The 22,483-nt window shown below is 52.9% G+C and carries 22 protein-coding genes; 13 read left to right on the top strand and 9 right to left on the bottom strand.

From position 1 onward, the window contains the following. Positions 1 to 33 precede the first annotated feature (33 nt). From JOY50_RS12390 to JOY50_RS12405, 4 genes are all read right to left on the bottom strand, one after another. On the bottom strand, positions 34 to 1,383 hold the full coding sequence (locus tag JOY50_RS12390; protein ID WP_243055274.1) for a carbohydrate porin: 1,350 nt from the start codon (positions 1,381 to 1,383) through the stop codon (positions 34 to 36). Positions 1,384 to 1,505: 122 nt separating this feature from the next. Further along, positions 1,506 to 2,360, bottom strand: coding sequence for an acyl-CoA thioesterase II (locus tag JOY50_RS12395; RefSeq protein ID WP_243055275.1), 855 nt, complete (start codon positions 2,358 to 2,360; stop codon positions 1,506 to 1,508). Between the two features lie 96 nt (positions 2,361 to 2,456). Then, a complete protein-coding gene (locus JOY50_RS12400) occupies positions 2,457 to 3,233 on the bottom strand; it encodes an enoyl-CoA hydratase/isomerase family protein (protein WP_243055276.1) in 777 nt (258 codons plus the stop codon). A gap of 8 nt (positions 3,234 to 3,241) precedes the next feature. Beyond that, positions 3,242 to 4,762 (bottom strand): class I adenylate-forming enzyme family protein, encoded by a 1,521-nt coding sequence (locus JOY50_RS12405; RefSeq protein WP_243055277.1) that lies wholly within the window; start codon positions 4,760 to 4,762, stop codon positions 3,242 to 3,244. A 266-nt stretch (positions 4,763 to 5,028) separates the two neighbouring features. Between JOY50_RS12405 and JOY50_RS12410 the strand changes: the two genes are divergently transcribed. Then, entirely contained in the window at positions 5,029 to 5,796 is a 768-nt protein-coding gene (locus JOY50_RS12410; protein WP_243055278.1) for an SDR family NAD(P)-dependent oxidoreductase, read from the top strand. Between the two features lie 34 nt (positions 5,797 to 5,830). After that, on the top strand, positions 5,831 to 6,427 hold the full coding sequence (locus tag JOY50_RS12415; protein ID WP_243055279.1) for a TetR/AcrR family transcriptional regulator: 597 nt from the start codon (positions 5,831 to 5,833) through the stop codon (positions 6,425 to 6,427). Between the two features lie 47 nt (positions 6,428 to 6,474). Here the strand turns inward: JOY50_RS12415 and JOY50_RS12420 are convergent, their stop codons facing one another. The 3 genes from JOY50_RS12420 to JOY50_RS12430 are packed head-to-tail and all read right to left on the bottom strand — an operon-like array spanning position 6,475 to position 9,229. Beyond that, a complete protein-coding gene (locus JOY50_RS12420; RefSeq protein ID WP_243055280.1) occupies positions 6,475 to 7,422 on the bottom strand; it encodes a hydroxymethylglutaryl-CoA lyase in 948 nt (315 codons plus the stop codon). Positions 7,423 to 7,426: 4 nt separating this feature from the next. Beyond that, positions 7,427 to 7,828 (bottom strand): cupin domain-containing protein, encoded by a 402-nt coding sequence (locus JOY50_RS12425; RefSeq protein ID WP_047602701.1) that lies wholly within the window; start codon positions 7,826 to 7,828, stop codon positions 7,427 to 7,429. 12 nt (positions 7,829 to 7,840) lie between these two features. After that, positions 7,841 to 9,229, bottom strand: a complete 1,389-nt coding sequence (locus JOY50_RS12430; RefSeq protein WP_243055281.1) for an acetyl/propionyl/methylcrotonyl-CoA carboxylase subunit alpha — start codon at positions 9,227 to 9,229, stop codon at positions 7,841 to 7,843. Between the two features lie 186 nt (positions 9,230 to 9,415). Here JOY50_RS12430 and JOY50_RS12435 point away from each other — a divergent pair, with 186 nt between their 5' ends. The 11 genes from JOY50_RS12435 to JOY50_RS12485 all read left to right on the top strand — a co-directional run bounded on the left by JOY50_RS12435 (position 9,416) and on the right by JOY50_RS12485 (position 20,088). Then, positions 9,416 to 10,192 (top strand): enoyl-CoA hydratase/isomerase family protein, encoded by a 777-nt coding sequence (locus JOY50_RS12435; RefSeq protein ID WP_243055282.1) that lies wholly within the window; start codon positions 9,416 to 9,418, stop codon positions 10,190 to 10,192. After that, a complete protein-coding gene (locus tag JOY50_RS12440) occupies positions 10,189 to 11,721 on the top strand; it encodes an acyl-CoA carboxylase subunit beta (protein ID WP_243055283.1) in 1,533 nt (510 codons plus the stop codon). The genes JOY50_RS12435 and JOY50_RS12440 overlap by 4 nt, the downstream gene beginning before the upstream one ends. Positions 11,722 to 11,749: 28 nt before the next feature. Beyond that, the gene (locus JOY50_RS12445) at positions 11,750 to 11,962 is read left to right on the top strand and encodes a biotin/lipoyl-containing protein (protein ID WP_243055284.1); all 213 of its coding nucleotides are present in this window, start codon (positions 11,750 to 11,752) and stop codon (positions 11,960 to 11,962) included. An 18-nt stretch (positions 11,963 to 11,980) separates the two neighbouring features. Continuing rightward, on the top strand, positions 11,981 to 12,826 hold the full coding sequence (locus JOY50_RS12450) for a fumarylacetoacetate hydrolase family protein (RefSeq protein WP_243055285.1): 846 nt from the start codon (positions 11,981 to 11,983) through the stop codon (positions 12,824 to 12,826). Positions 12,827 to 12,898: 72 nt separating this feature from the next. After that, positions 12,899 to 14,248 (top strand): MFS transporter, encoded by a 1,350-nt coding sequence (locus JOY50_RS12455; protein ID WP_243055286.1) that lies wholly within the window; start codon positions 12,899 to 12,901, stop codon positions 14,246 to 14,248. 77 nt (positions 14,249 to 14,325) lie between these two features. Further along, positions 14,326 to 15,480 (top strand): acyl-CoA dehydrogenase family protein, encoded by a 1,155-nt coding sequence (locus tag JOY50_RS12460; RefSeq protein ID WP_243055287.1) that lies wholly within the window; start codon positions 14,326 to 14,328, stop codon positions 15,478 to 15,480. A 193-nt stretch (positions 15,481 to 15,673) separates the two neighbouring features. Next, positions 15,674 to 17,026 (top strand): OprD family porin, encoded by a 1,353-nt coding sequence (locus tag JOY50_RS12465; protein WP_243055288.1) that lies wholly within the window; start codon positions 15,674 to 15,676, stop codon positions 17,024 to 17,026. 165 nt (positions 17,027 to 17,191) lie between these two features. Then, entirely contained in the window at positions 17,192 to 17,818 is a 627-nt protein-coding gene (locus tag JOY50_RS12470; RefSeq protein ID WP_243055289.1) for a TetR/AcrR family transcriptional regulator, read from the top strand. Between the two features lie 66 nt (positions 17,819 to 17,884). Next, entirely contained in the window at positions 17,885 to 19,132 is a 1,248-nt protein-coding gene (locus tag JOY50_RS12475) for a hypothetical protein (protein WP_243055290.1), read from the top strand. 178 nt (positions 19,133 to 19,310) lie between these two features. After that, complete coding sequence (locus JOY50_RS12480) at positions 19,311 to 19,637, top strand: tyrosine-type recombinase/integrase (RefSeq protein WP_243055291.1); 327 nt, start codon at positions 19,311 to 19,313, stop codon at positions 19,635 to 19,637. 124 nt (positions 19,638 to 19,761) lie between these two features. Beyond that, a complete protein-coding gene (locus JOY50_RS12485; RefSeq protein ID WP_243055292.1) occupies positions 19,762 to 20,088 on the top strand; it encodes a hypothetical protein in 327 nt (108 codons plus the stop codon). A gap of 269 nt (positions 20,089 to 20,357) precedes the next feature. Here the strand turns inward: JOY50_RS12485 and JOY50_RS12490 are convergent, their stop codons facing one another. Both JOY50_RS12490 and JOY50_RS12495 read right to left on the bottom strand, forming a co-directional pair. Then, a complete protein-coding gene (locus JOY50_RS12490) occupies positions 20,358 to 21,197 on the bottom strand; it encodes a GIY-YIG nuclease family protein (RefSeq protein ID WP_243055293.1) in 840 nt (279 codons plus the stop codon). Between the two features lie 179 nt (positions 21,198 to 21,376). Next, positions 21,377 to 22,459 carry a PIN domain-containing protein gene (locus tag JOY50_RS12495; RefSeq protein ID WP_310738026.1) on the bottom strand — a complete coding sequence of 361 codons (1,083 nt, stop codon included), beginning with the start codon at positions 22,457 to 22,459 and terminating at the stop codon, positions 21,377 to 21,379. Between the last annotated feature and the right edge of the window lie 24 nt (positions 22,460 to 22,483).

The raw sequence follows: 22,483 nt of genomic DNA on the forward strand, positions 1-22,483 counted from the left end.
GCTCAATGCTTCCCGCTTTCAGCCGCAAACTTGCTAGAAACTCGCACGTATCATCAGCCCCATTACAAAGGCATCATCGACCTTATCCACACCTCCTGGGTGGACTATGTACTGCAGATTTGGCCTCACAGTAAGCCAGTTTGTAACCTTGACGCCGTAGTAAAGCTCACTGCTGTACTCATCTGTTTGCACTGGCATGTAAAGGGGATTATCAAAATCAGAGATTCTATTATAGTTATTGACTTCGCGTTGGTACTTTGTGACATTTGAAGAAAGACTGAGTCCACCAACAGCGAGTCCGATGGAATCTTGTGGTCTTGATGCGAATGGGCCTTTTATGATTACACCAATATTATAGTGATTCGCAACCGCCCCTGTATCTCTATCATTCCAGAACCCCTCTGAAAACACCTCAATGCCGCGCTGAGGATCTTCATCGATCGCCCCGACCGTCTGCCGGATTACATACCACCAGCCTTTTCGACCGCGGTGAGATTCGAAGCGACTATCAGGCTCATATGCATGCTCTCGGCCATCACTGTTGTAACGAAGGTCATCCGCATCTGTGGTGTTGTAGAATGCGCCCAATCTAAATTCTCCAGGGCGTCCAAAAAAAGCTTTCTTTGGTGACCAGATAACCTCAAACGGAATCAGTGCACCTTCAGCACCGCTCATATTCATTTTGAACGCATTATCATTTTCCAGGAGTGTAGGGTTCTGTTCGAACACTCCGATTTGGAAATCCACGTCATCTTGTATCTTGAGCTTCAACGCGGTAGCCCATTGTCCGATTGGGAAATTATACCAATCATCTCCGTGCCAGTTTCCGCCTGAATTTCCACAAAAAATTAGGTTTTGAAAATCGCAATCAAATTGCCCAAACTCTTCAGGGCCGAATCGCCCAACTCGAAAGTAGGAAGATGGCCTCTGAATCTCCAGTTCGTAATACAGCTGCGATAGCCTTGTGACACTGCCGCGACCGTAAACATTTTGCGTCTGAGTCAAAGAACCTGAGCGAGGGTCGGTCAAACGCTCTTTGGCAAGCTCCTGTCCGTTCCGATCAATCAATGTCAGGACTGCCTTACTAGGGCGCGCTCCTAAAATTTTGCCGAGATCAGCTGCAACAGAAAGCATGTATTGGTCAGCATAAGCAACTTTTTTGTTTTTATTGTAACCGCCAGAGGCGTTATAGGCGCTATCGCTCCGATAGTTAATATCAAAATCCAACCCCTTGCTGTGGAGCTCGTCCCTACCCCCCTGCCAATTACCCAGCATCCATGGTGAAGTAGATTGATCAGCGGCGTACGAAGTAAGCGGGTTGGCAGAAAGCAGAATGCATGCAAATGATGCACTCATATAAAATGGCGCAGAACTAGGGTTCATTTTTATTTTTCCTTCCCTGATGACACCCTGGAGGTGTCACTTATTATTTTTAAGATAGGAGATTTTTGGTGGGGTCGTAAAAAACAGCAACCACCAAGCAGGTGGCCGCCGTTTGAGAAAGCTCAGAGTCTTCTGATTAGACCCTCTTGTGCTACAGACGCAACCAGCTTCCCATGTCGATCGAACAGGAGACCTCGCGCTAGACCACGACCTGCGCCACTCCATGGGCTATCTGTTGAGTACAACAACCAGTCGTCAACATAACAATCGGAATGGAACCATATAGCATGATCGAGGCTCGCAACTCGCATGTCATCTTGCATATCTGACACGCCATGAGGTAGCAACGACGTGATCAACAATGCAGTGTCACTGGCATAAGCCAGCAAACTACGATGTACATCCGAATCGCGAGTTTCGATAGATCCACATCGAAACCAGAAACTTTTATTGGGCGCATGCTGGATTGGGTTACTGGGATCAATCGGTTCAACCGGACGTATTTCTATAGCCTCGGCCACCTCATAGCGCGAACGGATTTCGGCAATCAGCTCCCTTTTACCGTCCAAGAGCTCCAACTCGGTCGGCAGGCTCTCAGGTGGAGGAACCACTGGGGCAGCATGCTGGTGTTGCATGCCCTCCTCCACAATATGGAATGAACCATCGCCCACGAATATGACCTTGGAATCCTGCCAGGCAGTCAGTCGTCTGCGGCTGAAGCTCCTCCCATCCTGGATGGTTTCAACTTCATACATCACAGGTGCGTTAGCACGTCCTGGCCTGACGAAGTAGCCGTGGAGTGAATGCAGCTTTTTGTCCGCCAGCACGGTGCGGGTCATGGCCATAGCGGCTTGGCCTAGAACCTGTCCGCCAAATAGCTGAGGCAATCTCAGATCTTGGCTTTCACCCCTAAATACATTTGCCTCCACCTCCTCCAATGCGAAGATGGCGGCCAAGCTCTCTGCAGGTGTACTCATCGACCCTCGCCTCAATAAGGTGTTGCTCAAGCACTGGCGGCAGTGGAAATTGATTAAGCCGCCGCCAATGCACCTGCAACGAAGGTGACATCCCCTCTACTGGCCCTTATAGGCAGGCTCACGCTTCTCAGTGAATGCAGCTATGCCTTCCTTGAAGTCTTCACTCATGAGGATTCTTCGGAAAGCCGTGCGCTCAAGCTCAAGAGCTGCATCCAAGCCACAGTCAGCGCCGCGCCGGATTACCTGAAGCGACGCACGCACTGCCAGTGGGCCGTTTTTAGTAATGCCGTGGGCGATTTCCATCGCTCTGGACAGTAGGTTTTCAGAGGAAGTGAGCTCACTTACCAAACCGTCGGCCAGTGCCCGCTCAGCAGTAATCGGCTCCCCAGTGAGCACCATGTGCGTAGCTAACGCGCTCGGAACCACCCTGGATAGGCGAGTGACTCCGCCGGCACCTGCGATCACCCCCCAACGTGGCTCTGGAAGAGCGAACTTTGCGTAATCCACCGCAATTCGCAGGTCGCATGCCAGAGCAATCTCAAGCCCGCCAGCATAGGCCAGTCCATTGATGGCAGCGATGATCGGCTTAGTGGTCGGAGAACCGCGGTTAATGCCGCAGAAATCGCCATCATCGATTTCCTTGAGCGCCCGCTCCCGCAGGTACGGCAAGAACGTCCCAATGTCCGCTCCCGAACAAAACGCTTTGGATCCCGCGCCCGTCAGTACGACAACGTGGATGTCGTCATCCTGATTGATCCTTGACCAGATTTCGCGGAAGGCAAGGTGTGTGTTCAGGTCGATTGCATTCATGGCCTGGGGGCGGTTGATCGTAACCAGCGCCACTCGGCCTTGTTTTTCAAAATCGATTGCCATAATCAGCCTCAGCCTTGTGGCTCAAAACGTTGACGAAGTTCACGCTTGAGAATCTTGCCGTTATGGTTGAACGGCATGTCTGCGTAAGCGATGAATTCAACCCGCTTAGGAAGCTGATAGCTCGCCAAGTGCTCCCGAGCGTGAGCAACAAGCAGTTCAGCACTGCCAGCCACGCCATCGTGCAGCACAACGATAGCGGTGACTTCCTCACCCCAACGCTCATTGTTCAAACCGATGACAGCTACCTCGCGGACGTGCTCATGCTTGGCCAGCACTGCCTCAACTTCTTGGGAATACACGTTCAGCCCGCCGGTTTTGATCATGTCCTTCAGACGGTCGTAGAAGTACACAAAGCCATTCGAGTCCATATGCGCCAGGTCACCAGTGTGCAGCCAACCGTCCTGATCGATGGCGTCCGCTGTTGCGTCTGGACGATTGTGATAGCCAAGCATCACAGTTGGCCCACGAAGTACGATCTCACCGATTTCACCTGGTGGCGCCACATTGCCCTTGTCGTCGACGATGGCCACCTCAACGTTCTGAAAGGCACGACCGATCGAGCCACGGGCGCGCTCATAGTCCTCTTCCTTCAAGACCGTAGCGATCGGGCCTGCCTCCGTAAGACCGTATTGGTAGTAGATTTTCACGCCTGGGATGCACGCTTTCATTGCGCCGCGATCATTTGCAGTCAGAATCCCACTGCCTACATACCAACGGGTCATGGAGCTCACATCCAATTCTTTCGCGAGAGGATGCAGGACGAACTCACGTGCCAATGATGGAGGCATGAAGGTGTTGGTGACGCGTTCCTTGTTGATGACTTTCAACACGTCTTCGGTGGCATATTTTTCCAGCAAGGTTGCAGTGGCTCCCAGATACAGATGTGGAAGGAGCCAGCAATTGAGCGCTGCTGAGTGGTGCAGAGGAGTCGCAATCAGGGTGTTGTCGCCCTCCTCCATGTCGGTGTCGATAATCTCGTTCAGCGAGTTCCAGAAAAGGTTCGAGTGGCTGAGCAGTACACCTTTCGAACGACCTGTAGTGCCGCCGGTGTATAGGATCACGGCTGGATCATGCTCGCTGAGGGCCTCTGCGGCATGAGGTAGGTTGGTGCTGTTACCTTTGAAGGCACTCAACGACTCGAGTCTCACGATAGGCAGTGCCAATGACTCCAGGAGTGGGCCAAATGCCTCTACGTGCTGTTCAGACACGAACAAGACTTTTGAGCCGCTGTCCTCCAGCATCATCAGAATCTGCTCAGGCGTCTCTCGATAATTCAGCGGCACAGCGACTGCACCGATCTTGACGACACCATAGAACGCTTCAACCCACTGACGGCTTGAGCTTGCGAGAAACGCTACCTTGTCGCCATGAACCACGCCTTGTGCCAGGAGCGAGTGCCCGACCTGGTTAGCGCCCGACTCGAACTCCGAATAGGTAGTCCGACCTGCCTTGTCGATGAGGGCCACCTTCTCTGGAAAGCGCTTGGCGTTATGGGTGATGTGACCACCCAGCAGCATACGGCTAGACATGAAAAATCCTCTTGTAATTGTTTTGAAGCCCCAAGCGCGCAGATGTCCACGCAGCGTCCGAGCTGTCTGGACGCCCAGAATAACTAACCTGTGTTAGTTTGCAAGAGGGAAAATGCAGGGTTTTTAGAACGAAAAGGCCTACGGGAAGGAGCGGCCCGGCGCGAAATTCAGAGCATGAATCGCCTGCAGGCCTTGTAATTCGACCTAAAGGGGCTAAAAATAACGCTCGTTAGTTTCCTATTCCAAAAACAAGACGAGGACTCACCATGCTTGACCTTTCACTACGCCTTGATGATGCAATCGTACTGATCACAGGGGGCGGCCGAGGGAATGGCGCATCCCTCGCCCATGGTTTTGCTACAGCTGGGGCGACCGTCATCGTGACCGACATTGACATGAACACTGCCTCAGGGACAGCTAAAGCCATATGCGACAAAGGTGGTAAGGCTCATGCATTCGCCCTCGATATCTGTGACGAGGCTGCTTGTACCGCCCTCTCGGAACTCGTAAAGCGTGAAATCGGCAGTATCACGGCGTTGATCAACAATGCTGGCCTACTCTTCCGCGCTCCATTCGCCAGCGACAAGAGCCCTGAACAGTGGCGTCGAACCATGGCAGTGAATGTAAACGGCATGTTCAATGTCACCCATGCCTTCCTACCCCATTTAAAAGAAACGAAAGGCTCAGTTCTCAACATCGGCTCCATCCACAGCTTCACATCCGGCCTGGCCTCACTATCCAGCTACGTGACATCCAAAGGCGCAGTCTTGCAATTTACTAAGGCTCTGGCATCTGAACTGGCCGTTGACGGGATCCGTGTAAATGGTCTCGCTCCAGGCTCGTTCCCGACGGCTATGTCGCAAGAGACACGGCAAGATCCTAGCAAGCTTGAGGCATTCCTTAGTCACGTGCCTATGGGGCGTACGGGCGAACCGCACGAGCTGGTAGGGCCGGCAGTGTTCTTGACCTCACACCTGGCAAGCTATATTACTGGCGCGATGGTTCCTGTGGATGGTGGCTATCTGACCCGCTAAGCCGCCCTCCCATTCATATAGAGACATTTACCTGATGCGACCCGTAGGCGCGAAACGAGAAGTCACCGAATTAGCCATTCACACCGCCGGCGTGGAGTTGATTGCCAAGTACGGCTACGAGGCGATGACCCTGAGAACCCTTGCTGAGCAGGTGGGCATCAAAGCTGCCTCCCTCTACAACTACTTCAGCAACAAGCAAGAGTTCTTAGCTACCGTCCTCAAGGCCGTGATGCGTGATCTCCTGATGGAATTCACGGAAAAGGTGGATCTTCAGCCATCCACATACCAGCGTTTTGAGGCCATGGTAGGTGTGCATCTGCATTTCCATACTGAGCGCCGCAAAGAGGTCTTCATCGGCAACATGGAGCTTCGCAGCCTGGATGAGGATAATTACCGCATGGTTACCCGCTTGCGCTCAGAGTACGAGCGTCGGGTTCGTCAAATCATCGAGGATGGTGTGAAGGAAGGAATCTTCGATGTCTCTGACTGCAACCTCACAACCAAAGCACTGATCTCCATGCTGACCGGCATCTGCACCTGGTATCAGCCGGGGGGCAAGCTCGGACTTGAGGAGCTGGAGCGGCAGCACATCGAACTGTCGCTCAGAATGGTAGGATTTAAATCCAGCTGAATCAAAAACCCCACCTCGAAGGTGGGGTTTTTTACATCTTGATTGCGTTACGCCTTTTTGTAGCGCCCCAAGCTACCACCGTGCATGACCTTGCCCGGCAGCTGACGGCCGAAGATATCCTCTGCAAGATTTGCGACTTCGATCAAGGCGTCGAGATTGACGCCAGTTTCGATCCCCATCTCCTCACACATGAACACGAGGTCTTCGGTGCAGATGTTTCCTGCAGCGCCGCGATGGCCTGCGAATGGGCAGCCACCCAGGCCAGCACAGGAGCTATCGTATTTCGCAACACCCAGCTTGAGCGCCGCATAAACATTCGCCAAGCCTGTCCCTCGGGTGTCGTGGAGGTGGAGACCTAACGCGAGGTCAGGCCACCTCTCGCGAACGGCGCCTATTGTCCTTTCCATCATCAATGGATTTGCCCAGCCAACGGTGTCAGCAAGGTACACACCCTTGAGCTGTACATCTGCTTCGGTCGCCAGATCCAGCACCTCGCCTACCATTCGGACAACCTGCGGGATGGGCATATAGCCCTCGTAGTTGCACCCGAAAGCAGTCATGACGTAGCCCCACTCAACCGGAACATCATGCTCTGCGTACGACTTCAGCCAAGCGCGCTGCTCATCGAGCGTCTGCTCGATGTTCTTGTTCGTGTTGTTGACTGAAAAAGCTTCCGACGCAGTTACACGGATAGCCCCGATGATATCCAGCTGAGATTTGTAAGCGCGCTCTAACCCCTGCTGGTTCAGCCAGAGACCTGTGTAGCGTACGCCAGGCTTCTTGTTGATAGCAGCAGCTAGCTCATCAGCATCAGCCATCCCTGGAACGCGTTTCGGATTGACGAACGAAACGCAGTCAATTTGCTTCAGCCCCGTCTCAGCTAGAGCCTCAATCAGCTCAGCCTTTCGATGCAGTGGGATAGGATTGGCTTCGATCTGGAACCCCTCACGTGGCCCCTCTTCGTTGATCCAAATTTTCTTTGGCAGGTCGCTCATTTGTTTACTCCAGATTCTGACCAGCGTGTACGCCTTCCAGGAACTTGTTCGGGCGAAGGAAGAAGGAAAGCACCAGCGCCCCATTCGGCGAACGTGCCAGATGCTGATTGCCACGAGGGCGCCAAACGAAGTCGCCTGCGACGACCTCACCCTCGTCATCTACGATGCTGCCCTCCAGTACGTAGGTTTGCTCCACCTCGACATGCTCATGTAAAGGCAGGCGGGTTCCAGGAGCCCAGCGGAACAGCGCAGTGAGAAGCCCGCTCTCCTTATCCTGCAGGAGAATTTTCATGTCGATGCCGGGTGTGGGCGTGGGCTTCCATGGGAGTGATTCAACGTTGATGTAGCGCGATGCCAACTCAGAGAGGCCTTCGATGCCCGGCACGTTGGGAGTAGTAACAGCCATGACGATCTCCTCTTAAGCTGGTTGTTCTGCTGCGACAGCGAACAGGCTTTCGCTGTGCTCATCGATGAAGCGAGTGTGAACCTTTGCCTCGAGATAGGCAGGCTCAGCCAACACACGGAGCAGGAACTGGCGATTGGTTTTGAGGCCAGAAATTTTGAGTTCTGTGAGTGCTTTTTGGAGGCGCGAAACTGCTTCTGCACGGTTTTTGCCATGCGCGATGATTTTCATGATCATCGGATCGTAGAAAGGCGTGATTCGATCACCAGCTACGAATCCGCCATCAATGCGAACACCCTCTACCTGAGGCACCTCAAGCTCTTCGATCAGGCCTGGAGCAGGCATGAACTTCTTCTCAGGAGACTCCGCGTAGAGACGGGCCTCAATGGCGTGCCCATGGCGCTGGATCGATTGCTGCTTCAGCTCAGCCTCCACGCCCTCCCCCAGTGCATGACGAATTTGAGCCTCAACCAGGTCTACCCCAGTCACAGCCTCCGTGACAGGGTGCTCTACTTGAATACGCGTATTCATCTCAAGGAAGAAATACGATTTCGATTTGTCGTCGTAGAGAAACTCTACGGTACCGGCACCATCGTATCGGCAGAGTTTGGCGAGGTTCACGGCAGCTTCAGCCATGTGCGCTAGAACATCCGACGGCACGTTCGGCGCGGGAGACTCTTCAAGCACCTTTTGGTAGCGGCGCTGGATCGAACAATCGCGCTCAAAGAGGTGCACAGCCTCACCGTTGCCAAAGCCAAATACCTGCACTTCGATGTGGCGAGCACTTTCAATCAGCTTCTCCAGGAAGACGGTACCGTCGCCGAAAGCACGCTCAGCCATACGCTGTGTTGCAGCGACCGCCTCAACCAGGTCAGCAGGTGAATGAACAGGTTTCAGCCCGATACCGCCACCTCCCGCTGACGCTTTAACCAGGAGCGGGTAACCCACCACTCGGGCGGCGTTGATCAGCGCTTCTGGATCTTCGGCAGTAACGTTCTCTGCCGCGGGCTGCACAGGTACGCCCGCCTTGATGGCCAAGTGACGGGAGCGCTGCTTGTCCCCCATTGCCTTGATCACTTCTGCGGTTGGGCCAATGAAGGTAATACCGGCAGCAGCGCAAGCGTCGGAGAAGTCGGTGTTTTCAGACAGGAAGCCATAGCCGGGGTGTACCAGCGTTACACCGTTCTCTTTGGCAACTCGTAACACCTTCTCCGCATCTAGATAGCTTTCCGCCGCTTTGGACGGGCCAATGAGAAACGCCTCATCAGCAGCCTTCACGTGCTGAGATTCGGCATCTGCTTCGGAATACACCGCAACGGTAGGAATTCCGAGAGCTTTGGCGGAGCGAATCACCCGGCATGCGATCTCGCCGCGATTCGCGATCAGTAGTTTTTGTTCTGTCACGATCATCTCCTAAAACTAACAGTTGTAAGTCACTAGCATCGATACGTCCGTCTCTGCTTGCGCGCCGCTATCTATGGGTATCGCGGCGGAAAGCTGAAAAACGACGACCAGGCTTGTGCTGGAAACAAAGCCTAGCTATATTCTCGAAAACTAACAACGGTTAGTAAAACAAAAAAGGAGAATCCCTTGAGCACAACGCAGCTCCTGGTCGAGCGCCAAGGCCCACGCGCCACCATCATCCTGAGCAATCCTGCCAAGCGAAATGCGATTGCTACCGCGACTGCCAGCAATCTGGTCGATACGTTGATACAGCTGGATGGTGAGCAGGACATCCGAGTCATCGTCATCACAGGTGAAGGTGAGTGCTTCTCCTCCGGCGGTGATCTCGACGAATTTCTTTCCACTGTTGACGCAGGCGGTACACAGCTGTGGGAAACAGGTGAACCTTGGCAGCGCCTATTCAGCGTAATCCCGACCCTGAGCAAGCCAGTAATTGCCCGCGTCGTCGGCCCCGCAATGGCTGGCGCATGCGGCTTAGTCGCTGCCTGCGACTTTGCCTATTGCACCGAAGGCGCCAAGTTCGGCTCTCCGGAAGTGAAAATTGGCCTCTTCCCCCTTTTCATTCTCCCAGCGCTTCTGGGTCGCTTGGGAGAGCGCAACGCTCTGGATTTGGCCCTTACCGGCCGAACTATTGATGCTCAGGAGGCCTATCGCATGGGCCTCGTGAATCAGGTTTCCACGGCTGATGAAATCGACGCTCTGGTAGACCAGCTGGTGAAAACCTTCACACAACTGGAGCCTGCCACTGTCCGTCGGGGCAAGCACGCATTCAACAAAATCTCGTCCGTTGGCCTGATTGAAGGCTTGGAGCTGGCCCGCGGCCTGCGCCCTGCGTTCATGTGCTCCGAAGAGCTACGTCGCGGTATCGAGAAATTTTTTGCCAAGAAAGAGGTGAAGGCATGAGCGGTTACGAAAACGTAAAAGAATTGCAGCGCCGCGTCGAAATCGCACGCGCCGGCGGTTCGGACAAAGCAAAAGAAAAGCACCAGGCTCAGGGCAAGATCTTGGTTCGCGATCGTCTCAACATCCTCTTCGACAACGGTGAATACCTTGAGGACGGTCTGCTGGTTGGCGCATCTCGTGGCATGCCTGGAGACGCGGTGGTAACGGCAATTGGCAAGATCAACGGCCAAGAAGTCGCTGTCATCGCAAACGACATGACAGTCAAAGCGGGCACCTGGGGCTACCACACCTTCCGCAAAATCGTCCGTATGCAAGAAATTGCTGTCGATGCCAAGATGCCAATCATCTACCTGGTGGACAGTGCTGGCGCTCGTATCGACAGCCAATTTGACTGCTACCTCGGGCGGATTGCATGGGGCAACATTTTCTACACGCAAGTGCAAATTTCGGGTGTAGTGCCCCAGGTCTGCGTCATGTTCGGCCCATCACCTGCCGGATCTGCCTATGTGCCAGCATTGTGCGACCTGGTCATCATGGTCGACAAACAGGCAACTGCTTACCTGGGCTCTCCGCGCTTGGCTGAAGCAGCAATCGGCGAAAAGGTAACCGAAGAGCAAATGGGCGGTGCTCGCATGCACTGCGCTATGAGCGGGCTCGGCGACTATCTGGCTCAAAATGAAGAAGAAGCGCTCAAGGCAGCTGCTGACTACCTCCGTTTCTTCCCAAGCCACAACAGCCAGCTTCCTCCTCTGCGCGAACCGAAACAGCCTGCGTCCAAACGCTCGATTACCGAAATCGTTCCAGCAGACCAGAACCGTCCGTTTGAGGTAAGGGAACTCATTGAGTCGCTGGTCGATGAAGGCTCGATCTTTGAGATGAAGGCACTCTTTGCCAAAGAGATCTACACCGCGTTCGCTTACCTGGGCGGCCGCCCTGTCGGCATTATCGCGAACAACTCGAAGAACAAAGGCGGTGTTCTGTTCAACGACAGCGCAGACAAAGCTACCCGTTTCATCTGGGCGTGCAACGCCTTCAATATTCCACTGCTTTTCCTGCAGGACATCAGTGGCTACATGATTGGTAGCGCCGTCGAGAAGGCGGGGATCATTCGTCACGGCGCCAAGCTGCTGCATGCGGTCTGTGAAGCGAAGGTGCCGCGGATCTCCGTCATGGTTCGCAAAGGTTACGGCGGTGGCTACCTTGGCATGTCGGGCGGCCCGACCATGCCAGACGCACAGCTCGCCTTACCTGGTGCAATGCCGGCCCTGATGGGCCCAGAAGCTGCCATCAACGCCATCCACTACAACGAGATCCAGGCCCTGGAAGGTGAAGCGCGAGCTGCGTTCATCGATGAAAAGCAGAAGGCCTACGCCAAGGACATCAACGCGTTCGATCCTGCTGATCAATTCTCCTTCGAAGCGGTAATCGATCCGGACGATCTGCGTGACGAGTTGATCAAGCGCTTTGCCTTGTACAGCCGCCGTGAAATTCCTCGTATCGATCGCCGCAACGGCATCTACCCGGTTTAACCCCAGATAATTAGAAAGGATTTAGCTGATGAGCGAAATCAAAGCACCAATGGCCGGAAACATTTGGAAGATCAACGTCCAGGTGGGCCAGGAGGTCAACTTCGGCGATGAAGTCATCATCATGGAATCCATGAAGATGGAGATCCCGGTAGAGGCCGATGACTCGGGCGTCGTTAAAGAGATCAAGGTCGTAGAAAACGATACCGTCGACGACGGGCACGTTCTCATTGTCCTGGGTTAATCCTGAGAGATTTTGTCCATGAAAATTGCATCCTTCATCTATGACGGGCGCAGTTCGTACGGTGTCGTCAGTGGCGACACCGTTTCGGACGCTGGCGCAGTGCTCGGTCAATGCTATTCCGACTTGCGCTCCGTTCTAGAATCGAGTGACGGTTTAGCTGAACTCGCTGCGCTGCGCGACGCGCCGGTTCTGAGCGTAAAACAGGTTCAATGGCTTCCAGTCATTCCAAATCCCGACAAGGTTCTGTGCGTTGGCCTGAACTATCTCAAGCACATTGTCGAGACTGGCCGCGAAGTACCAAAGCACCCCACCCTGTTCACGCGATTCGCGAGCGCCCAGGTTGGTCACGATCAGCCACTCATCCAGCCCAAGGCATCTACCGCTTTCGACTTTGAGGGCGAGTTGGCGATCGTGATCGGCAAAGCGGGTCGGCACATCTCAAAAGAGAACGCTCTGCAGCATGTTGCTGGTTACAGCCTCTTCAACGACGGATCCATTCGTGACTGGCAGCGACACACCCTTCAGTTCACTGCGGGTAAGAATTTTGTCGGGAGCGGTAGCTTTGGCCCTTGGCTCGTCACCAAGGAGGAAATCACCGATATCAACAGCCTCGTCCTGGAAACGCGCTTGAACGGCGAGGTGGTACAGCGTGAAGGTCTTGACGATCTGCTGTTCAAAATTCCTGAGTTGATCGAGTACATCTCAACCTTCACCGAGCTCCTGCCGGGAGATGTGATCGCGACTGGAACCCCAGGTGGTGTGGGTGCATTCCGTACCCCGCCGCTCTGGATGAAACCTGGTGATGTTGTTGAAGTTGAAGTGGAGGGAATCGGAACACTCAAAAATACCGTCAATGCTGAGTAAGACCTAAATGGTGAAAGGCGTCCACGCGCGCCTTTCATTCGAAGTCCGCACAATAACAACACTGGACTCACCATGAAATCGACGATCGACGCCTCCAGCTGGAGCCTTGCTGAAGCAACCGCAATCAATCGTGTGCTTTTTCGAAAAATAGCACTGCGCGTCATCCCTCTGATCTTTGTCGCCTACATCTTCGCCTTCCTTGATCGGGTGAATATCGGCTATGCGAAGCTTCAGATGCTCCCCGACCTAGGCTTGACGGAAAGCCAATACGGCTTTGCGGCCGGCATCTTTTTTATTGGCTACGCCCTGTTTGAGATCCCAAGCAATCTGCTGCTAGACAAGATAGGCGCCCGAAAAACCATGACGAGAATCATGGTGCTCTGGGGGCTTGCATCGGCCGCCACCATGCTTGTCACCACCGCTCAGCAGCTCTATATCTTGCGTTTGCTGCTTGGGATCTTCGAAGCTGGCTTCTTCCCTGGCGTGATTCTCTACCTGAGCTACTGGTTCCCAAGCTATATGCGCGGTCGAGTGACCGGCACCCTTCTGCTTGCCACGCTTGTTGCCCCCATCCTGGGCGGCCCAATTTCAGGCATCATCATGGAGTCAATGAATGGTGTTTCTGGCCTGGCGGGATGGCGGTGGCTCTTCTTGCTGGAAGCTGTACCAATCATCTTCATCGGGATCGCATGCTTCCTTTTGCTTTGCGATAAACCCGAACAGGCGCACTGGCTCAGCACCGAGGAGAAGGCTCTACATCAAGAGCTGATGGCTCATGACAGAGCAACCCTCGACCCAGAAGCAGTCAACCCACACAGTGGCGAGGCGATATTCAGCGCTCTCATCGACCCGAAAGTGTATGTCCTTGCATTCCTCTATTTCAGCTCTGCTCTCGGTACCTACGCGTTCAATTTCTGGCTACCGACTACTATCCAAAAGCTCGGCGTTTCCAGCATCACCCACATTTCGCTCTACGCAATGATCCCGTTTACCTGCGCCGCTCTTGGGATGATTTTGATCGGCCGCAGCTCTGACCTACGGCGCGAGCGACGAATGCATTACTGCATCAGCATCTTGTTCGGGGCAGCAATGCTATCCCTCTCTACCCTTTCTACCTCCCTCCCCCTGTCCCTAGCCCTATTGGGTGGAGCAGCGTTCGGGTTCAGTGGGGCAATCATCGTCTGCTGGGCAATTCCAGCAACATACCTCAAAGGCAAAAGCGCGCCGGCTGGGATTGCCTTGGTCAGCTCGCTAGGCTCGCTCTGTGGTTTTGCAGCGCCCTCGATCATTGGCCTCGCGCGCGAACTGACCGGTAAGGATCACGCTGGCATGTATGCGATCAGCCTGATCATGGTGATCGCAGCCCTCTGCATGCTCACGCTCATGCCTAAGCATGCCCTTGCTGTCGGTAAAGCTGACTGACAGATTTCCACGCCAGCGGCCGGGAAGGCAAATAGCCCCGGCTCCTTTGCAACCAATAAGAAGCCCAGGAGAGTAGGATGTTTTTGAACCTATCCGAAGAAGAGCAACTGTTCTGCGATGCAGTGGAAGGTACCATCAAGCGGGTGGCACCTGTTGAGCATGTACAGAAGCTGGATAATGCCAAGAAATTTGATTTCGACCTGCATAGAGCACTGGCTGAGCTTGGCGTCTGGGGCGTGGGTATCGGCGAAGAATTTGGAGGATCCGGTGGTACGCCTAAGCTTCAAGTTCTGACCTTGGAGGCGCTAGGTCGGAGAGCAACCTCCATGGCAGTCTTTGGCGTCGTCCAGTTCATGGCTACTCGACTCCTCAGCCAATACGGGACGCCGCAGCAGCAAAATCAATATCTGGCGAGACTTTGCGCCGGCGAGATCAAAGCATCGTTCTGCCTGACTGAAGAAAGCGGTGGCACTGACATCCTGCAGGCGATGCGCACCAAGGCGAAGCGGGTCGATGACGGTTGGCGACTAACCGGTGGCAAATACTGGATCAGTGGCGCAATCCACGCTGACCTGCTCATTGTCCTCGCTCGCACCGGCGAGCACCGCTCGCGCGGCGTAACCATGTTCCTCGTCGATAAGTCAGCACCTGGCGTTTCGGCAACAGAGATCAATACCTTCGCTATCAACAGCTACGACACCTGCTCTGTTGCCTTCGACGACGTAAAGCTCTCGGATGACGCAGTGCTGGGCGAAGTAGATCAGGGCTTCATCCAAGTGTTGAGCACGCTCAACTCTGAGCGACTGAACGCCGCTGCGGTCGCTGTTGGCATTGGTCGAGGCGCTCAGCAACTGGCAGTCGAGTACGCCAGAGATCGTAAAGCATTCGGACGACCCATTGGTCAATTCCAGGCGCTGCAGCATCGGCTGGTATACGCCGGCGTCGCACTAGAGCAAGCATGGCTCACGACCCAAATGGCTGCGATTGCGGAGGAGCAAGGTCAACAGAACATCGAGGTTTCCAGCGCCATCGCAAAGCTTGCCGCCAACAAAGCTGCCAACGAAGCGGTGAGGGTTGGCATGGAGTCGATGGGCGGAGCAGGCTTTGACCTGGAATATCCGATGCAACGCTACTACCGAGATATCCGCCTCTACTCTTTTGCACCACTGACCGATGACATGCTTGCAAACCTGCTGGGTGAACGCTGGCTCGAGTTGCCTCGATCATTTTGAGATCAAAACCTAGCTTTTGGTACTAAAGCGTCGTTATTCCAACCTCAATGCCGCAGGCATGCCTGCATGCCTGCATAATATTGCGCACGCGCACACTAATGGATTAGCAAACTCAAACGACAATTCCTGGCCATAAAACCCTCATAAAAATGAGTTACCTCTCCAAACAACAACAATAAGGAAGGTACATAAAATGTCACGCCATTGCACAATGCTAATGGGCGCTCTCTGCATCTCTTCGCTTCAGGCAAATGCAGCGGAATACCCAATCTTTGATGATGCAAAACTCCGGCTTACCAATAAGAATTTTTTCTTCCATCGAGATTTCCGTAACGGCAGTTCAAGCGCCACCGGGACTAACGCCTTCAAGCCCGTTAACGAAAGAAATGGATACGCACAGGAGTGGGCCCAAGGCTTTATTCTGGATTTTCAGTCCGGCTTTACACCCGGAGCAGTCGGTCTTGGGGTAGATGCCAATGCAATCCTAGGCCTCAAGCTTAGCGCAGGAGGCGGTACCGCAGGCTTGCGACTGCTACCCATCGACGGCGATGGCAAGCCTGGCGATGAGTATTCCAGGGTTGGTGCCGCTCTGAAGCTTCGGGCATCAAAGAGTACGCTGAAGTATGGCGAACAGATGCCAATGACACCTGTACTGGCGGTGAATACTGTCCGGCTATTTCCCAGCGCCGCCACGGGGCTTCAGTTGAACGTCAACGAATTTGACAATTTCACCTTGGAGGCAGGCCACTACACGAAACAGACTGGGGTTGACTCCTCCAACAGCGACGATAAATTCACAACCGACTACGCCCTCAAACGTGGAGGTACTGCGATCACTTATGACTCAGCTAGTTTCATTGGTGGCCGCTACCAACAAGGAAATCTATCGCTAGCCCTCTATGCAGGTCAGCTGGAAGATGCCTGGCATCAATACTATGGCAACACTAAATATACTTACGCCATTGACGAAGGCCAAAGAATAGCTTTCGACTTCAACATTTACCGTACGTTGAACTATGGCAAAAGCCTCGCGGGCCCCATAAACAATACCTCCTGGTCATTTTCCACTGCCTACACCACCGGTGGTCACACACTCTCAGTCATTCACCAGAGGATCAACGGTGACGAGCCTTTAGATTGGATCGGCTTTGGCACCATGGGCGGCACCATCACGATAGGCAACGCGGTTCAGTACGCAACGTTCACGGAAGCCAACGAGAGGTCGTGGCAACTGAGGTACGATTACGATTTCGCAGCTTTAGGCATACCAGGGCTTAGCTTCATGACCAGGTATGTCCGGGGGGATGGAATGGATAACTCGCACAGTCATAACCCCTACTACACCGCTCGATACGTGTACGACAGCGACAAGGACAACAAGCATTGGGAGAGAAATTTCGACATCAAGTACGTGATCCAATCCGGGCCGGCGCGCGATATGTCGTTTCGCCTGAGGCAATCAACGCACCGGGCTACCAGCGGCTACAGGTACCTTGACATCGATGAGGTCAGGCTGATTACCGAGTTTCCGATCAACATTTTCTAAGCTCGGGCGCCAGGGGCGCCCAAGCCATTCAGAGGCGAGGTCAACAGTTATACAGTCGATCTGCATCTGCACCTCCAGTGGCGGCGCGCCACCTCAGCAAGGTCTGATATTTTCTCTCTCACGGTGTCATGGCAGACTTACCGCTTCCTAGCCCGGAACATGACCGTGAGTAAAGAATTTACCCCACCAACGCCCAAAGGGCGCGAGCGCCTCGAAAGCTTCCTGACGGTTTCAACAGATCTGTTTTTGGAGTTGGGGTATGACAGCGTCACGCTGGATGATGTGATTGCGAAATCCGGCGGGTCTCGAGCGACGCTATACCGAGCTTTTGGCGGTAAGCAACAGCTATTCGAGGCCGTAGTTCAAGACTTTTGCGCAAAATTTTCGGCCGAGTTATGCCAGATTTCCTACGCCAACCTGGACTTCTCGACAGGGTTCTACAAGCTTGCTAGGGGCTACGTCACTCTGGCGCTGAGCGAGCGCCAGGTGAGCTTTTATAGGATAGTCATGGGGACTGCCGGGCGCTTTCCAAGCGTCGGCGCCCTGTGGTATCACCAAGGGGTAAATGCTGTTTCGCAGGTGTTTTACGACTTCCTGAGATCCCACATCTCGGTAACTGACGCCTCGAATGAAGCCGTAAAAATGCTCGCGGACAATGTCCAAGGATCGCTGGTTTTTTGCTTGTTGAATCAGGCAGCGGTTCTTCAGAAGCCAAGCGATATAGAAGTCTCAGCCACGATTGATGCCGTCGCAGCCCTCGTTTCTCGCGCTTTTGAGGAGCTAACTGAGTGATTACTCACACCATACCCTTGGATGATCGTGAGCATATGTCGACATCGCAATGCGGAGTTAATCTAGATGCTGAAGGAAGAGCAAGTTAGAGAGTTACTGATCGAATGTGAGCGTCTCGTACAGCAACCTCTGGTTCAGATTCGGGGCAATTTGACCAAATCGGAGAATCGCTCGGCCGCAATTTTCGAGCTACTTGCAATTCAAGCATTTGCTACGCTTGGCAAGGTTGAGTACGAGCCAACCCACAACAGCCCTGACATTAGGTTAACCCTACCTGATGGAACCCAAGCCTGGGTTGAGGTCGCATTCCTTTACGATAAATTTTGGAAGCAAGAGCGTCAGTCACGCGAGTTGACATTGGGGATGCGCAAACATGCCCAGACCCGAGACGTGGCCCCTGAAAAGATTTCTCTCAGGTTTACCGGTGTGGCGACAAGTGCGGGCTATGAGCGTCGCCTGCCAGAGCAGCACGAGCTCAAGAAGTTTTTCAAGGGCGATTACATTAATGATCTATTTGAACGAATCCAGAATGCTCCTTTAGCACCCTTTACTGCCGAGCACCCCGATTTCAGTTTTCAAGCCTCCTATGTCCCATCAGCTACGTCCGCAAGCGGTGGCGGCTTGGTACAGGAAGCGCCTAAAGATCCGAGGCAGCACCAGCTGTACAAAATCATAAAGCGCAAAGCCAGCCAACACACTGTTGAGGGCATGCGCATTGTTTGCGTAGGCTCTGATACCAGCAGAGCGCTGGCCCGAAGCTCTGCGCCGGCAGTGGTTACCGCCGATCAGGCCGTACACCTAGCATTCAGCGAGACGACCTCGGTGGGCTGTGTAATTACCGTGGAGATTAAGCACGTCTTCCAAGCCTTCACTCAGGTGAAAAAGCTCGCCCATCCCTGGCTGTACCTTAACTCCAGGGCTAAGGTGCCCATGAGCACGGGTGTCGTAGGAGCTCTGCAGCAGCTTCATTTCAACCGCTGGAAATACTCATTTGAACTCAATCATTACCAGACACCTGACAAGGGTCTCGCACGGAAGCTACTGTGGAGTATCCGCATGACAACTGGAAACAATGGTATGAGCCTGGAAATCCCCTCTGCCTTGCTTGTTGAGGTTTTAGCTGGCCGGGAAAAACTTCTGCAAGGAGAATCTGGCATGGATCCAATGCTCAAAAATTTTCTGTCCGGTGATTATCGCGTCGAGAATTGCTCTCTAATCCCTGCTGATGTTCAGGCAGGCGAAGGCTCAAAGGTAAAGCTGGATTTTGTCCTAGACTTCGATGCTATTTTCGAACGCTCGTCCAAATCAAAGTAAAACACAGGAGCTCTCTCATCTGAGCTCTCTCTAAAGAATCGGCTAGGCTCACGATCGAGAACACGCATACCGAGCGCTACGTAAGGATCAGGTTTTACTTGGGAGCTACCAAGGGATATCAGCAGAACATTGGCCGAGAGTACAAAACACCATCGCCGAGCAAGCTCTGCCCAGGGAGGTGTACCTGAACTGGATTGAAGTTGCCGGCATAACCCGAGGCGGGGTGCTCAGGAAGATTGATCGCTGGGGCAACATCAGTGATCGCCCACTTGCCGCCCACAGCCTGATCCCCCTGCTTCGCGACACCCTGAATCGGTGTGGATTGCCCTCCGAGATGTACAGTGCCCATTCGATCCGGAGAGGGTTTGCCACCTGGGCAGCTAGTTCAGGCTGGGACATCAAGACGCTGATGGAGTACGTCGGCTGGAGCGACATGAAGTCGGCGCTTCGCTATGTAGAGCCTGCTCAACAGTTTGGCGGCCTCATCAGGAGGCAGGAGGACTGAGCAAAGGCAAAATACTTAGGCGCCATTAGATCGGGCTGTGGCTCAGCTGCCGGAGGGTCATGGAGTTCATTTCAATACCCCTATATAGTGGCTCTTTGATATCGTAGCCCTACAAGGATGAAAAATGACAACCCCAACACCCGGCCAGTCTGCTCCTGAAGGCGGGCGATTGCTCGTTCGCCATTTTTTTTGGATTGTTGCAGTCTTTGCCTTAGTTGTTTCAATATGTTCTTTCCTCATCAAGCCTTTGGCAGGTATTGCTGCCTTTTGCACGTTTGTCGGCTTGTTGCTGCCTGCCTGGCAGCTCACTATGAAGTCAAGCGTCTATGCCGGTAAATTCAAGGATCTATCTAAAGCAGATAAGATTAGCCTCTCTTTTGCATTGGTAGGCATGTTTCTAACTGCGCTTGGATATTACGTTGGCTTGAGCGCTCTATTTACTAGCTGCTGAATACAGACATGCCGTTCTGCCGCAGCTCGGCTTGCGGCGGTGGCGGCGATCATCGACCGACTCAATGCTTAAAGTTCGACTGAGTGACTGTTGGTCGCCGTGTTTTACTCGACAGCAATATTTTAGATGATCTAATAGCCTGCCGGGGCAATAAGTTGCCAATTGTGAACGCGATACCGCTCCACGCCCTCGCAATGGCTCGGCTCAGCCACATTGCCTCACATAGGCCCTAGATGAAAGCGAAGTTTGTGCTTATTTTTCACGAGCACTCAAGATAGAGCTTTGAAAGATGACCAAGGGCGAACACTAATAGGCATCGGTTTTAATTCGTATGCGCGCAGCAGGCGCTTAGCAGCCTTGGAGGTTAAGTGCTCCAACTTGTTATCACTTAAGACCTTGCCAGTTGGAGCCACGGAGCGCATCAAAAGCAAGTCAAACGCTTCATGCCTCAGATCGTCACTTGCAAAATCCACCTGCTCAACTGTCAGGTAGGCTTTAGTGATGTACTCCCAAATCTTGATTTCCTTTTCAGGATTTTTGTCACGACTGAATCCGCTTAGTATCTCATGAATCTTATCAGGATAGACTTGCGCAAGCTGCATCTTTAGAATCTCAATTCTATCCGACTGCTCTGCTGTCAAGGTACTCGTCCCCAGCGGAGATTCTCTCAGGCGGAATGGATCGACTTGCCAGACGCTCTCAGCGTCAAAAGAGCTCTCTTGGTACGCCTCGGAACATTCATCCGTGTCATGTTTGCGATCCTTGAGCACGCCCGTTTCATACATCTCAGGAGGCGGAAGCCCCAACTCTACGTTGATCTTTACACAAGTATCATACGCAATTGCTGCAGCTACATGCGGCGCCGTACGGAAGAATTCTCGCCGCCCACTCAAGCGATATGCAGCCATTCGCTTGTGCGTTCTTTTTTCGGCAAGCCTGCAGTCACCCACCGAATAAGCACTAGCAACTTCAAACGGTACTGGAACCCCTGTTGCACCATCATAAATTTCCCGCGCACGTAAGTCGGGCTCTCGCTTGGAGAACCCGATCTTTACTACGTAAGGATCATAAACAGGATTTTGTAATATATAGATAAAACCAGCAGACATCAGAAATCCTTATACATTGTTTCCTTGAGACTAGCCGATAACTCAATCTGCTAGCTACGCTACAAATGACGGCAAGACTAATACTACTGAGGCTTGTCAAGCATATACGCAATTCAACTGGCCGCGAGCGTCACAGAGCGCCATAGCAGCACGGCGCCCTGATAGAGCCAAAACGATATTCACCGGATCGATAAAATCTCTCCAGTATAGCCACTACAAACCTCATGCTTAACATCATATATGAAGCTTGTTTGAAAAGTAGGGCGTAATGAGAATCTTAAAATTACTTCACCTGCACCTTCTTCAGTGTTATACAGGTGGCGACTGTGCCTCAAGCAAGACCTATACAGGTCATACGCGGCTTGCGGCACTGTCACGTCTAAGAAAAATATTCGCAAGTCGTGTATATATGAAACAAACACCTTTTCGTCATCATACCTACTAATGCTTTCTATGTTGTAATCCTCTACACCCTCCCCAATACTAGCTCTAACATCAGTTGCATGCATAAGCAACCCTCCGCCATCAGCAAGACTGAAGTCTAATGATTGCAGGACATTGGCGCCCATAGATTGTAAATAATCTATAGCCTCATCTTCTACATAATTTTCAAATAGCGCAATATCACTTGCATGATCGAATGCATGCTCGACCTTGTCTATGGTTGCTACAAAATCGGCGACAGAGCCATAGGGCACCATTTCGACGAATGAAATCGCCTTGAGATCTTCGAGCAAATCAGGGTGAAATGCGATTATTTTATCTGTATAAAAATCATGTCTATTAGAGTTAATAAACACCACCTCTGCCGGCGCACCCTCAGCTTTGAGATGTTCCATCAAGGACAACCATAAAAGAGTATCCCTATATCCTTTCTCGCCAGCCTTAAAGGGACGCTTGACTTTAAGCGCGCGAGCAAAGATTTCCGCATTGCTTACGGCGGAATACGGAACAATCTTTACATTACTTACCTGGGCCGAAATCCTCTTCAGAAGATCATATTCTTCCACCTCGTGAACAAGGCCGGAAAAGTCCTTTTTCGAGACTCGCTTTAGTGCCTGCTGCGATTTCTCAATGATTTGTAATTCTTCAAGAACTGAGCGATCACGCGCATTCTTTACTTCATCGATTACAACCTGCGGCAGTAGAAGGGTCGCATCAATGTTGTTCACGTATCTAATCAGGTATTTAAAGGCGCCACTCTGAAAGAAATAATCATAGCAGTAAATATTTGAATCCAACACAACATAAACACTCACCACTCTACCTCGCGGGAAATCTCAACA

Source organism: Pseudomonas sp. BP01 (assembly GCF_022760795.1).
Taxonomy (GTDB): domain Bacteria; phylum Pseudomonadota; class Gammaproteobacteria; order Pseudomonadales; family Pseudomonadaceae; genus Aquipseudomonas; species Aquipseudomonas putida_Q.